Source organism: Agaribacillus sp. DX54, assembly GCF_056858335.1.
This window is the reverse complement of the sequence record NZ_JBXEQE010000005.1, coordinates 40,454-53,612: the sequence shown is the minus strand read 5'-3', so window position 1 is coordinate 53,612 and position 13,159 is coordinate 40,454. Positions and strand designations below refer to the sequence as shown.

11 protein-coding genes are annotated in these 13,159 nt (G+C 44.3%); 4 read left to right on the top strand and 7 right to left on the bottom strand.

The window, feature by feature from the left end:
• The first annotated feature begins 162 nt into the window (after positions 1–162).
• Genes AC04NP_RS07805 through AC04NP_RS07795 form a run of 3 tightly spaced genes read left to right on the top strand, consistent with a single transcriptional unit; the run spans position 163 to position 1,463 of the window.
• Positions 163–996 carry an AAA family ATPase gene (locus AC04NP_RS07805; RefSeq protein WP_482858980.1) on the top strand — a complete coding sequence of 278 codons (834 nt, stop codon included), beginning with the start codon at positions 163–165 and terminating at the stop codon, positions 994–996.
• 10 nt (positions 997–1,006) lie between these two features.
• Positions 1,007–1,192 (top strand): hypothetical protein, encoded by a 186-nt coding sequence (locus tag AC04NP_RS07800; protein ID WP_482858979.1) that lies wholly within the window; start codon positions 1,007–1,009, stop codon positions 1,190–1,192.
• Positions 1,193–1,196: 4 nt separating this feature from the next.
• Positions 1,197–1,463 (top strand): hypothetical protein, encoded by a 267-nt coding sequence (locus AC04NP_RS07795; protein ID WP_482858978.1) that lies wholly within the window; start codon positions 1,197–1,199, stop codon positions 1,461–1,463.
• 215 nt (positions 1,464–1,678) lie between these two features.
• On the opposite strand, the gene AC04NP_RS07790 is transcribed toward AC04NP_RS07795, so the two are convergent.
• From AC04NP_RS07790 to AC04NP_RS07760, 7 genes are all read right to left on the bottom strand, one after another.
• On the bottom strand, positions 1,679–2,326 hold the full coding sequence (locus AC04NP_RS07790; RefSeq protein ID WP_482858976.1) for an IS630 family transposase: 648 nt from the start codon (positions 2,324–2,326) through the stop codon (positions 1,679–1,681).
• Positions 2,327–2,412: 86 nt separating this feature from the next.
• The gene (locus AC04NP_RS07785) at positions 2,413–3,273 is read right to left on the bottom strand and encodes a fumarylacetoacetate hydrolase family protein (RefSeq protein WP_482858975.1); all 861 of its coding nucleotides are present in this window, start codon (positions 3,271–3,273) and stop codon (positions 2,413–2,415) included.
• A 10-nt stretch (positions 3,274–3,283) separates the two neighbouring features.
• Positions 3,284–4,063: an SDR family NAD(P)-dependent oxidoreductase gene (locus AC04NP_RS07780; RefSeq protein WP_482858974.1), complete on the bottom strand. Its 780-nt coding sequence runs from the start codon at positions 4,061–4,063 to the stop codon at positions 3,284–3,286.
• Positions 4,064–4,077: 14 nt separating this feature from the next.
• On the bottom strand, positions 4,078–5,400 hold the full coding sequence (locus tag AC04NP_RS07775) for an L-fuconate dehydratase (RefSeq protein WP_482858973.1): 1,323 nt from the start codon (positions 5,398–5,400) through the stop codon (positions 4,078–4,080).
• 97 nt (positions 5,401–5,497) lie between these two features.
• Positions 5,498–6,667 carry an efflux RND transporter periplasmic adaptor subunit gene (locus tag AC04NP_RS07770; protein ID WP_482858971.1) on the bottom strand — a complete coding sequence of 390 codons (1,170 nt, stop codon included), beginning with the start codon at positions 6,665–6,667 and terminating at the stop codon, positions 5,498–5,500.
• 12 nt (positions 6,668–6,679) lie between these two features.
• Positions 6,680–11,053: a CusA/CzcA family heavy metal efflux RND transporter gene (locus AC04NP_RS07765; protein WP_482858970.1), complete on the bottom strand. Its 4,374-nt coding sequence runs from the start codon at positions 11,051–11,053 to the stop codon at positions 6,680–6,682.
• A gap of 95 nt (positions 11,054–11,148) precedes the next feature.
• The gene (locus tag AC04NP_RS07760) at positions 11,149–11,517 is read right to left on the bottom strand and encodes a hypothetical protein (protein ID WP_482858968.1); all 369 of its coding nucleotides are present in this window, start codon (positions 11,515–11,517) and stop codon (positions 11,149–11,151) included.
• Between the two features lie 475 nt (positions 11,518–11,992).
• Here AC04NP_RS07760 and AC04NP_RS07755 point away from each other — a divergent pair, with 475 nt between their 5' ends.
• Entirely contained in the window at positions 11,993–13,105 is a 1,113-nt protein-coding gene (locus tag AC04NP_RS07755) for an acyloxyacyl hydrolase (protein ID WP_482858967.1), read from the top strand.
• Positions 13,106–13,159: the final 54 nt, after the last annotated feature.

The window sequence follows — 13,159 nt, the reverse complement described above, 5'->3', positions numbered from 1 at the left end:
AAAGGGGTTTTGAAACCGTTTATAAAGACTTTTTAAACGATGCTGAGTCCTACCAAAAAGCAAAGATTTCGGATCACAGAAAAATAGCCCAGGTCACCCATGATCCGGGCAAAGATATGGAAGGTGATTTTTTAACAAAATTGAACAATAAACAATAAAACGATGGTAGACAAACAACAAATTAAAAATCTGATTTCAGAAGACTACCGGCGCCTTCAAAGCTTAACAAAGCTGGAAATTGAAACAGGTGTATCAAAGGGTTATTTAAGCCAGATATTGAATGGTAAACACGATCCGCACGAAGCCACATGGAATAAGCTGGCAAACCACTACAGAATATCTCAAAAACATGTTTGGACTGTGGTAGATACCGAAAACAAAGAAACGTGCATGAAGCTTTTTGAGGTGGCTAGGGAGTTTAAATCGCTTCATTGCATCATTGGCCATGCTGGTTCGGGTAAAAGTACGGCCAGTGAAAAGTATGCAAGGAACCGCCGAAACACTTTCTTGCTTAAATGCCGGGATTATACCCAAAAACGGTTTTTGGAGGAGTTGTGTAAATCCATGTATGTAATTTCAGGCGGCACAAAAACCGACCTCATTGACGCAATAAGAAAAAAGCTCAATGAAACCGAAAACGCACTTTTGATACTGGATGAGGCCAGCATGTTAAATGATAGTTGCCTGTTGCTGGTTAAGGAAATATACGGCGATCGTTCTAATTCCTTATCTGGCATAGTGATGTTGAGTGTACCTTACCTGAAACTTAACCTTACTGCAAAAGCCAGGAAAGGAAAACGCGGGTTTTCCGAGCTGGTTGATAGGATATACTTTCCATTTGTACGGCTTAAAGAAGCAAGCGAAACGGACATTGCAAGAATTTGTTACGCCAATGGTATTGATGATGAATCCTTAATCGATAAGGCGGTCGAAAAGTGTAGAGAAACTGGCAGTTACAGGGGTGTAGAAACCGCTGTAATGATCAGTCAATTATAAGCAAACGGACATGAAGGGGATTAGCAAGCAACAAATCATAAAAATCCACGCCCTGTTAAACAACACGGGAATGATGGATTACAAGCGGGAAATAATATTTTCATTTTCCGGTATAGGCTCAGACAGCACAAAGGATTTAACCTATCATGAAGCTAACCAAAGTAATAAAGATGCTTCAAAAAAACGATCCGTGTGACAAAATGAGAAAGAAGATCATAAGCATCTGTTATCAGCTTGGTTGGATTTACAACGGCAATGATGATGACAAAAAAATGAATATGGCCAAAATTGATGCCTTCCTGAAATCAAGGGGATACATCAAAAAGCCATTGAATCAATACACAAAGTCGGAATTGCCGAAACTTGTTTCCCAGTTCCAGCAAATAGCCCGGAACAATGACAGAACCAAGGCCGGTAAGGTTTTAAACAGCATACTTGATGACCTTGGCATCAAGATTAAACAGTAAAGCATATTTGCCTAAGCAAATGTAAGTTTGATTCATCAGGAAAGTGAGACAAAAATTGACCGGCAATATTTAGAAAAAAATGCAACTACATGTGGTGATGAATTTAAGGAAATTTCTGCTTGTATAGATATGATGGCCGATAAAATTAACAAGATCAACAAATTTCTTAATTCAACCAAGGTTATCAAGATGTTCTTAAACTAGTGTATTGATTTTCAAGTTAGTTTACTATGAGGTGCGTAATTCCATTGAAAAGTTTTGGCTCGTGTGGCCTTGTAAGTTTGGACATATTCCATTAACTGATCAACGAGTTGTTGTTTGGAATGCCATATTCCTCCCTTCAGCACATCTTTGCTTAAAATATTGAACCAGCTTTCAATCTGATTGAGCCAGGAAGAGTAGGTTGGCGTGAAATGCATGGTGAGCCTTTTCTTGCTATTTACCCATGCTTTTACCTTTTTATGTTTGTGTACGTTGAGATTATCCACAATAATGTGTAGTTGTTTGTCAGGGTATTTTCGGTAGAGTTTTTTGAGGAACTTCAAAAAGTTCACATGGTTGTTCTTGTCAATGGTTTGTGCGGTGACTTCCCCTTCATGTACTGCCAGGGCTGCCATCAATGATACCGTACCGTTACGTTTATAAGTGACAGTATGCCTTTTGGGTAGCCCACTTTTTAGCGGTAATTCAGGTTGACTTCTATCCAAAGCCTGTATTTGCGTTTTTTCATCAACGGATAAGACCATGGCCTTTTCGTCTTTGGAGAGGTAAAGCCCTATTACATTGAGCATTTTTTCCTCAAACTCAGGGTCAGTACTTTTGCCACACCAAAAAAAATAGCGCTTAGCCTTGCTTTTCAACATAGGAGGCACTAAGACACAAAGAATTTTGTCCAAAACGTTGTGAAGTAGCCCCAAGACGCCATGGCGATCAGGTCCGAAAGGATCTATCAGGCGCCATCAAAACCTCTGACATGCTGCCTGGCAGTGCCTAGCAGGTCGATCCCTAATTCTACCACATCGCCGGGTTTCAGATACCTGGGGGGATCCAAACCAAGGCCCACACCGGATGGGGTACCCGTTGAAATAATGTCTCCCGGCACCAGGGTCATAAAACGGCTGATGTAGCTTATAAGCCGGGGAATATTGAAAATCAGGTCGGAGGTATTGCTGGATTGCAGCATCCGGTCATTGACTTTGAGCCATAAGTCCAGATCGTGCGGATCATTAATCTCATCTTTGCTGACCAGCACAGGCCCCATCGGAGCAAAGGTATCGGCACTTTTCCCTTTCACCCACTGGCCACCCATTTCAAGCTGAAAGGCCCTTTCGCTGACATCATTGTGCAGCAAATAGCCGGCAACATAATCCATGGCTTCGGATTCTTCTGCATAAGAGGCCCGTTTGCCAATCACTACGGCAAGCTCTACCTCCCAATCTGTTTTTTCACTATCTTTTGGAATGATGATGTTGTCATTAGGTCCTGTTATCGAAGATGTAGCCTTAAAAAACAGTACCGGTTCTTTGGGAACTTCCATACCACTTTCTTCAGCATGTTTCGCGTAATTCAAACCAACGCATATTATCTTGGAGGGGTTTTTCAAAGGAGGGCCTAATCTGCTGCCTGATTCTACCACAGGACAGTTTTCTTTATTTTGATCATACCAAGATTGCAATTTTTCTATGCCAACGGATTCGAAAAATGACTGATCGTAATCCTGAACAAAGTGGCCAACATCTACCAATGTGCCGTCTTCCAGTTGCAATCCCGGTTTTTCCTGACCAGGTGATCCAAATCTTACTAATTTCATGAACGATTATTTAACTATTTAACTTAATAAAACCACCGTCGATCGGATAGTCGGTTCCTGTAATAAAACCTGCCTGATCCGAGCAAAGGAACAAAGCCAGCGCGGCAATTTCTTCAGGCGTACCCATTCTGCCTATAGGCTGGGTTTTCGACAATTTATCAAACATCTCTTCTTCCTTTCCCGGATAGTTTTTAGCGATAAATCCGTCCACAAACGGGGTATGAACGCGGGCAGGTGAAATACAATTGCAACGGATATTGTCGCCGATGTAGTCTTTTGCCACTGAGTAGGTCATGGTCAGGACAGCCCCCTTAGACATTGAATAGGCAAACCGATCTGAAATTCCCAATGTGGAAGCAATAGAAGCCATGTTAAGTATTACACCCCCACCTTGTTTTTTCATGTGCGGAATGCAGGCAAATATACAGTTATAAACGCCCTTGATATTTACCTGATACAATCTATCTATATCTTCCTCGCTGGTATTTTCGATATTGCCCACGTGGGCAATTCCGGCATTATTCACCAGAATATCGATATGATGTTGCCGGGCGATTTTGTCAACTACACCGATTACTTCCCGATGGTTGGCTACGTTGCAGGCAAAAACCGATGATTTACCTCCTTTTTCCTGAATTTCAGAAACAGTTTCGTGGCCGTTTTTTTCGTCGAGCTCCAGTATAAATACATGGGCTCCATTTTCAGCAAAATTCAGCGAGATGGCTTTTCCGATCCCACTGGCACCTCCGGTTACGACGGCCACTTTATTGCTCAGATTATAGGTAGTCATATTGTTTTTATGGGTTATTCAACCGGCGAAAAGTTATCACTTTTCCAGACTTTTCCCAAAGGAAAACTGTACTCATTCAGAGATGCAGGCTTCATGGTGATACTATAACCCGGCAACTCAGGAGGCATATACCTGCCGTTTTTTATGCGGACCGGGTCGAGGAAGTGCTCGTGCAGGTGATCGACATATTCTATGAGCCGGTTTTCGAGGCTGCCACTGACGGCGATGTAATCAAACATAGACAGATGTTGTACATACTCACATAAACCAACCCCACCGGCATGAGGGCAAACGGGAATATCGAATTTAGCTGCCATCAGCAAGATAGCCAGGATTTCATTAACACCCCCCACCCGGCAGCTATCGATCTGGCATACATCAATGGCGCCAGCCTGCAAAAGTTGTTTGAATATGACCCTGTTTTGACAATGTTCACCGGTAGCGACCTTTATCGGCGCGATGGCTTTTGCAATGGCAGCATGGCCCAGAATATCGTCGGGACTTGTCGGCTCTTCGATCCACCATGGATTAAACACCGATAGTTTTTCCATATTTTCAATAGCTTCCTCTACCTCCCATCTTTGATTGGCATCCATCATGAGTGTTAATTCATGGCCGATCTCTTCACGGATGATCCCCGCTCTTTTAATGTCATCATCGATGTTGGCGCCCACCTTCATTTTCAGGTATTGCCATCCATCCTTCAGCGCCTCCCTGCACAACGTCCTGATCTTTTCATCCGAATACCCAAGCCAGCCTGCCGAGGTCGTGTAGGCCGGATATCCGTGTTGTAATAATTCGGCCACCCGCTTCTCCTTGCCCGGCATTTGACGACGCAGTATGTCGACAGCTTCCCGGGGCGTGATAACGTCGGTGATATAGGTAAAATCAATACAGGAAACCAACGCTTCAGGTTTCATGTCAGCCAGCAGTTTCCAGAGTGGTTTTCCTTCTACTTTGGCATAAAGATCCCAGACAGCATTGACCAACGCAGCGGTGGCCAGATGAATCACACCCTTTTCAGGCCCCAACCACCGGAGCTGGCTGTCACCGGTGATCATTTTCCAGAATCCGGCCATATCCGCGGTAAAAGACTCCAATGATTTTCCCTTAATAAGGTAGGAAAGCGCATGAACCGCTTCAACACACAATTGATTGCCACGGCCGATGGTAAAAGTTAGCCCGTGCCCCTGAATCCCTTCCGGATGATCCGTTTTTAGTATGACATAAGCCGCAGAATAATCCGGGTCAGGATTCATAGAGTCCGACCCATCGAGGGAGTGACTGGTGGGAAAGCGTATATCCTTTACTTCAATATCAGTAACTGTAACAGGCATTTTTATATCTTTCAGGGCAAAATTAATGTGCGGGATGCGGTGGATCTACTGAATATTTCACGGATTATGATGGTATTTTAGCGATATAGGAGAAAAACTAATGATCGTGGATTTTTTCCTCCAAAGCAGAAGACAAAAAGTAAACACCCCCGACCACGACACCACCACCGGGCTTCCTTTGATCGGCAAGCTTTACTTCAACCCAGTCTTCGCTTCTCCGCCCTGTTTCAACTTCCACCCTTTGGTATTGCCTGTTCTCTCCCTTCCTGCCAATTTCCACAAAGATGTATTCCTTTCCCGCTAGTGAGGCCACCGCAGCCTGGGGTAAGGCTTCGATGACATGGCTTTCAACCAAAATATCCGCCTCGACGTAAGTACCGGGGATGAATGTATTTTCTTCATCCTTCAGGTGCCCATGTACATTTACAGTTCGTTTTTCCTGATCAAAGGCCTTACCGACCAAATAGATTTCACCTTCATGGATCTCATGATCGAGGCTTGGGATTCTCAGATGAATAACCTGGCCTTCTTTTATCCTGAGTATATCTTTTTCGAAAATATTCAATTCAATGTGCAGGTGGTCGGTATCGATAATCTCCAGCAGTATCTCCTCCGGACGTACGTATTTGCCAATGACCAAATTGACAGCAGTAACCGTACCGTCAATCGGTGCACGGATAGCCAAAGTAGCAGTATATTTTCCAGTCAGTACATTGTCTACGTTAAATCCCATCATTTGCAGCGCTTTCTTCAACCCGGTGTGTCTGGCCAGGGTGGACTTGTAATCTGCTTCAGCCTTCAGCAGGTTTTTCCTGGAAGCGATGTTCTCCTCCTGCAGGATCTTTTTTCGCTCATATTCAGATTTCAGGTAATCCAGTTGCCCGTTTACCTCCATAAAGTTCTGTTGTAACCTGACGTATTCGGGATTTTCCAGGGTCGCAATCACCTGGCCTTTTTTCACTACATCTCCGATCAACAGGGTGGTTTTTTTAACATAGCCCGCAGCAATTGTGCTTACCTGCGCTTTGTTTTGAGGGGGGGCATCAAAATAACCGTTAGCCTTTATTTTTTCGAATATTTCCCTCGACGCTATGGCCCCCAAAGTTATTCCCGCGGCGGTGGCCTGGTCCTCACTTAACATAACAATGCTGTTTTCTGTCTCAGTATGCCGGGAGGCATTTTCAGCAACATGCCCTTCCTGCCCACAGCCATAAGTGATGGCCGGTACAACAATCAACAGGAGTATTTTATTAGTTTGGCTTTTCATATATTTTTCACTTTAAAGATAGATAAGATACTGCATCTCCAGTACCGTCTGATTGTATTGATTTAAGCTTTCCAGATAGCCGAGATTAATTTGCCTGGCACCTTCCAGACTTTGTATGTACTGCAGGTAGTCAGTTTCTCCACTGAGGTAGCTTTTCTCCGCCATTCTGAAAATTTCACCGGCCATTTGCAATCCCCCGGACTCGTAGTAGGAAATGGCTTTTTCATGTTTTTGTATCAAGGCATTCAGTTGTTCATACTGCGAAATAAGGCCTGTCTTGTTGTTCTCCAATTCCCTTTCGCTGATCTCTTTCTCAATTCTGGCAGCTTGAAGTTTGCCGCGTTGGGCGCCTGTCAATATAGGGATTCCAATGCCAATTTGATACCCGCTTAAATTTTCGGCGTTCTCCCCCCTGCCTACCCCCAAAAAATACCCGGCTTCGAGCTCCGGCAACATTTTGTTTTTTTCAACTTCGATACTGGCAGCGGCGAGATCGGAAAGCCCCTGATAAAATTGCGTGCCGGGATTATCTTCCAACTCCGCGCGCACTTGCTGCATTTCCAGTTCAATCCTGGTAAGGGGGGTAAACGGCACAATAAATGTTTCTTCTGTTTGTAACAGTTCCCTTAACCTTTGATAGCTGAAATCAACATCAGCCCTGCTCTGCTCTTGTTGTTTGTTTAATTCAAGATACCGGGCATCGGCGGTAATTTTTTCGAGATAGTTGGTTTCCCCCACTTCATGACGCCGCCGCGCCGCCCTGGCAAAATTGCGGTAAAGGCTGTCCAGGTATGTCAGCTCCTCGAGGCGGTTAAGTTGATATAAAACGTCATAATATGCCTGGGAAACCTGTTTTTTGAGCAGTCTTTCGTTAATCCGGTGATCTATGCGACGTAAAGCTGTTTTTTGCTGCTGAAGTTTTTTTTGCGCCCCATAAAGCGTCGGAAAACTGATGTGCTGTTGTACGCCATAAACATCGACCGGCCTTCCGTTTTCTGCAATGTTGTTTTCATCAAAACTGTGGTAAATGGAAGTTTGAGGTATATCAAAAGCGGTTTTTTCCAGTTTTTGCTGCTGTGTGACCCTCATTTTCGATGCCTGAAAACCGGCATTGTTTTTTAAGGCAATTTCAATGGCATCATTTAACCCGATTTTGTTTACCTGTGCCTTGCCCGGCAGGCTGATGAAAAACCCGGCAAGCAATAAAATCATCAGACCAGCCCTTCCGGGATTTAGTCTGACCGGCTTACCGCCATGAGCATCTTGCTTAGCCTGCCCCGTAAACATGATGTAAAGCACCGGCAATACCACCAAAGTCAAAAAGGTAGCGGTAATTAAACCACCGATAACCACCGTGGCCAGGGGCCGCTGCACCTCGGCGCCCGCAGAAGTGGAAAAGGCCATTGGGAAAAAGCCCAGTGCCGTAGAGGAAGCTGTCAAAAGCACCGGTCTAAGCCGCTGCCGGGTTCCTTGTATGACACGATCGTAGATGTCCTTTACCCCTTTATCCTTTAATTCGTTGAAAAAACCCATAAGTACTATTCCGTTTAACACCACAATTCCAAACAAGGCAATAAAACCAACACCGGCAGAAATGCTGAAGGGAAGTCCTCTGATCCACAACAACGTAACGCCGCCAATAGCAGCCAGGGGAATGGCCGTATACACTATTAAGGCCTGACGATAGGAATGAAAAGTAAAGTACAACATAACAAAAATCAATATCAACGCCACCGGTGCGGCTATGCTTAGCCGGGCCTTGGCATTTTGCAGGTTTTCGAATTGACCTCCATAGGTAATGTAATAACCTTCAGGCAGGGGCAGTTGGGAAGACAAAATATTTTGGACCTCTTCCACAAGCGATTCAACATCACGGTTCCGGACATTGATACCAATAACGATGCGTCTTTTGGTATCATCGCGGGATATTTTGGCCGGGCCTGTACTGTATTCCACGGATGCTACTTCCCTGAGAGGTATTTGCCTGCCATTGGGAAGGTCGACATAAAGGTTTTGCAGGTTTGAAATATCATTTCTGAAGGCTTCTCCGAATCTTACCACCAGATCGAAACGTTTTTCCCCTTCAATCATAATTCCGGCCGTCTCACCGGCAAAAGCCATGCTCACTATCCGGTTGAGTGCTTTGATGCTCAATCCGTGTTGGGCAATCTTATCCCGGTTATACCTGACCACCATTTGTGGCAGTCCGACTGTTTTTTCTACGGTCACATCGGCAGCACCTCGCACATCGTGCACCAATTCACCTGCGCGGTCACCTAATTCCTGCAATTTGTCCAGGTCTTCACCATAAATTTTAATGGCCACATCCGAACGTACCCCGGTGATCAATTCATTAAAGCGCATTTCAATGGGTTGCGTAAACTCAAAGTCCAAACCGGGCATGACAGACATAGAAGCTTTCATTTTATCGGCCAACTCTTCCCGTGAGCGTGCGCTGCGCCATTCCCTTTTTGGCTTTAGTTTGATAATGACATCCGCCTGTTCCATGGACATAGGATCGGTAGGTACTTCGGCAGCGCCAATCCGCGTAACCACCTGGTCCACCTCCGGAAACCCGTCGAGTAAAATCTTTTCCAGCGCTGTCATGATATCAACGGTTTTTCCCAACGATGTGCCGGTTTTCAGCACTGGTTGTACCACCAAATCCCCTTCATTCAAAGTCGGTACAAATTCTCCTCCCATGCTGAAAAAGATCAAACCACTTCCAATTAAAAGGGCCATGGCGATACCGAGTACCACCCTTTTGCTTTTCAAAGCAAATTGAATAACCAAGGAGTAGGCTTTCTCCAGCACGTGCATGATGCTACCTGAGATATTTAATCCTTTTCCGGTATCGGGCTTACACACGACCGAAGCCAGTACCGGTACATAAGTCAAACTCAATATCATCGCGCCTATCAGGATAAAAACAAAAGATAGTCCCATAGGCCGGAACATCTTACCCTCAATTCCGGCAAGGGACAAGATGGGAATAAACACAATCAGGATAATCACCTGTCCAAAAATCGCAGGATTCATCATTTTGACAGTGCTTTCCCTGGTAAGGCGGTCTCTTTCCAGTCTGAGCTGATCACCGGTCAATGCCTGTAAGGTTGCACTGTTTCGATTGGTTTTAAATATGATGTATTCGATAATAATAACCGAGCCGTCAATGATGATTCCGAAATCAATGGCCCCCAGACTCATCAGGTTGGCAGAAATTCCTAACAGATGCATCATGGAAATGCCAAAAAGCAGGGATAAAGGAATGATAGAAGCTACGATGAGGGCGGAGCGAAAATTACCCAACAGTAAAACCACCACAAAAATTACTATCAACGCGCCAAGGACCAGGTTTTCCACCACAGTATAGGTAGTTTTATTGATCAACTCCGTACGTTCCAGGAAAGGGTTAATCACCAGTCCCTCAGGTAAAAGGTCCTGCACTTCGGCCACTCTTCGTTTGACATTTTCAATTACCTCGCTGGAATTGGCATCTTTCAGCATCATGATCTGTCCCATCACTTTTTCACCCGTTCCGTTGCCTGTAATGGCCCCGAAACGCGTGGCACTGCCAAAGGAAATTTCTCCAATGTCACGAATGAGTATGGGAACGCCACCAACGTTTTTCACCACAATTTTTTGAATATCTTCCAGTGACTTTATCATTCCCTCCCCCCGCACGAAATAAGTTTGGGATACCTTTTCAATATAACCGCCTCCCATCACATCATTGTTTTTCTCCAGGGCCTGAAACACCTCTGAAATAGAGACATTCATACTTTTGAGCTTTTCCGGATTCACCGCCACCTCATATTGTTTCAGAAAGCCGCCCCAGGTATTGACCTCCACAACCCCCGGAATTCCCGAAAGCTGCCGTTTGACCACCCAATCCTGGATAGTACGTAGATCCATGGTTGAATACTTGCCCTCATAACCGGGTTTTACACCCAGAACATACTGGTATATCTCCCCCAGTCCGGTACTGATAGGCCCCATTTCGGGGGTACCGAATTCCGGAGGGATTTTTTCCGAAGCGGATTTGAGTTTTTCTGAAATGAGCTGACGGGGCAGGTAGGTACCCATCTTGTCTTCAAAAACAACAGTAACCACCGACAAACCAAATTTCGAGATCGACCGGATCTCTATCACTCCTGGCAAATTGGCCATTTCCAACTCCACAGGGTAGGTCACAAATTGTTCCATGTCCTGGGTAGAAAGGTTGCGGGAAGTGGTGATGATCTGAACCTGGTTATTGGTGATATCAGGCACGGCGCCAATGGGAATCTGCGTGATAGAATAAACCCCCCAGCCTATCCATGCCAATAGAAACAGTGTAATAATCAGCTTGTTTCTAATGCTGAAGCCTACAATAGCGTCAATCATAATTATGATATTTTGTAAAATGAATTGAGGAAAATATCGGGGATTTCCTGCGAATTCAGGTTTTGTAAATAAAAAATAAAGGGATTAAGGCTCGGTTATGCCGCGGGAGGTCCCCGGTGTATATTCAGTGAAAGGAGAAAAGGGTTTGTTAAAATGGCTGCAGGCGGATACAAATAGTGATTCGACTCCTTTTCGGTGAGTACCGTCAAATCAAACGAGACAAAAGCCAAAACAAAGGGAGCGATAAGATTTAGCACCTGGGCACTGGCTGGTTTAAGGTTTTCAAGGTGTTCATTCCCTAAATCCAGATGAAATATGGACGCCAGCAAACCCAACAGGTTATCCTCGTGATGAGAACAATGGCTGGTAACAATTTCCCCCGCCCCGGCGGTATAATGAGAATGGGGCACAAAATTATGAGCCATCAGCATAGCTGTTGCAGCAAACAGAAACGCTAAACTCACTTTTTTGAACATGGAACTTAATTATGGTTACCTTTAAACATTAATTGAACCTAAACAGGCAGCTAACTTTAACTACACCGCAAAATTAAACAATGTTATGGTATTATGGAAATCAAATCGATTGGCAGAATCGGTCATACTATGACTACTCAAAAAAATAGGCCTGGCGCAAGCGTCTCGCGACTGTTGCACAACGTTTTCGACAAAACTCTTTGTGTCTCTTTGTGTCTTGGTGGTTAACCATTCTTTGTCGTTAACCATTCCTCACCACGGAGGCACCAAGACACAAAGAGACACAAAGAGTTTTCGCCTGTAAAATAAAGGTACAGTCTTAAGTTGTGTAACAGCCACGTGCTGCTTGTGCTCCAAATGAATAAGCACCTAAAACAAAAAAATTATTTGCGCAGAAACATTTTAATTGAAAAAACAATTATAAAGTTATATAATCGCAGTATTGAAGTGCACTAAAGGTACTATGATCAAAACCAAAACTACCATCCTTTTAATCCTGGCCACGATTATTCACCTTTGGGCACAAGGGCAGCAGGACAGTGTGGATGTAAACAGCCAGAGAGATCCTTTATACATAGGCGTCAAATATCAATACGGGGATATCCTCGCACACTCCAGTGACATTGAATCTATTTCAGGCACTAATCCATGGGGGTTGACTTTTGAGGTGAGTCAGTTGAAGACAAAAGATAAATCATGGCGAAACTGCAACTGCTACAGTAAGGTAGGCCTTTCATTTTCCTATACCAACTTTGCAAACCCGGACGTGCTGGGTAATGCTTATAGCATGGTTTTTTTTCTCGAACCCCTGATAACCTACCAAAGGAACTTCCATGTATCCTTCAGGGCAGGTATGGGTATTTCCTATATGGATAATATTTATGACGAAATTGAAAATCCCACCAACCTGTTTTACAGCACATCCTTCAGCTTTCCGTTATTAGTAAATCTCGCTTTGAATTACAAAATCGCACCGGAATGGAATGCCAACCTGTCTGTTTTTTACAATCACATATCCAATGGCGGGATGCGACAACCCAATAAAGGCATCAATTATCCCACAATTGCCCTGGGCCTGGATTACATACTTTTTCCAAAGTCCCTGCCGGTGAGGAAACGGGTAAAAAGCGCATCCGGATATCCCTGGCAGCGTTACCTGGGAATTTTTGCTACCACCCGCTCAGTCAGTGACAGTACCAACGAGAATGACAACAGAAAACTGACCATAGGCCTGAACGGCGGCGTAACTAAACGTTTAGGTAAAATTTATGGTTTCAACCTGGGCTTCGAGGCCTCATATGATGGTTCAAACCGGGAAAAACGGAAGGTTGGGAATGAAGATTACAGCACTTATATCTTTTCTTTGATGGCCGGCAACAACCTGCATTTCGGAAGGTATCGTTTCAGTCAGCAATTTGGTGTTTACCTTGGCTCTCCTGATCCAAATGATCGTTGGTTGTTCCAGCGGTATGCCCTTGATTACCAGCTAACTGATTTATTAAAAGTAGGAATTTCCCTGAAAGCCCATGGCCATGTAGCCCAAAACATCGATGTAAGAATGGGAATCGTATTTTAATGAAATAATTTTTTTAAAAAATCTGGAATTGCACACATATTATCCGCCGTTGTA

What these genes read in the sequence shown, in the direction of transcription:
- AC04NP_RS07800 (WP_482858979.1), top strand. Translation starts at nt 1,007, where the DNA reads ATGAAGGGGATTAGCAAGCAACAAATCATAAAAATCCACGCCCTGTTA.
- AC04NP_RS07755 (WP_482858967.1), top strand. Translation starts at nt 11,993, where the DNA reads ATGATCAAAACCAAAACTACCATCCTTTTAATCCTGGCCACGATTATT.
- AC04NP_RS07765 (WP_482858970.1), bottom strand. Translation starts at nt 11,053, where the DNA reads ATGATTGACGCTATTGTAGGCTTCAGCATTAGAAACAAGCTGATTATT.
- AC04NP_RS07775 (WP_482858973.1), bottom strand. Translation starts at nt 5,400, where the DNA reads ATGCCTGTTACAGTTACTGATATTGAAGTAAAGGATATACGCTTTCCC.
- AC04NP_RS07795 (WP_482858978.1), top strand. Translation starts at nt 1,197, where the DNA reads ATGAGAAAGAAGATCATAAGCATCTGTTATCAGCTTGGTTGGATTTAC.
- AC04NP_RS07780 (WP_482858974.1), bottom strand. Translation starts at nt 4,063, where the DNA reads ATGACTACCTATAATCTGAGCAATAAAGTGGCCGTCGTAACCGGAGGT.
- AC04NP_RS07790 (WP_482858976.1), bottom strand. Translation starts at nt 2,326, where the DNA reads ATGTTGAAAAGCAAGGCTAAGCGCTATTTTTTTTGGTGTGGCAAAAGT.
- AC04NP_RS07805 (WP_482858980.1), top strand. Translation starts at nt 163, where the DNA reads ATGGTAGACAAACAACAAATTAAAAATCTGATTTCAGAAGACTACCGG.
- AC04NP_RS07785 (WP_482858975.1), bottom strand. Translation starts at nt 3,273, where the DNA reads ATGAAATTAGTAAGATTTGGATCACCTGGTCAGGAAAAACCGGGATTG.
- AC04NP_RS07770 (WP_482858971.1), bottom strand. Translation starts at nt 6,667, where the DNA reads ATGAAAAGCCAAACTAATAAAATACTCCTGTTGATTGTTGTACCGGCC.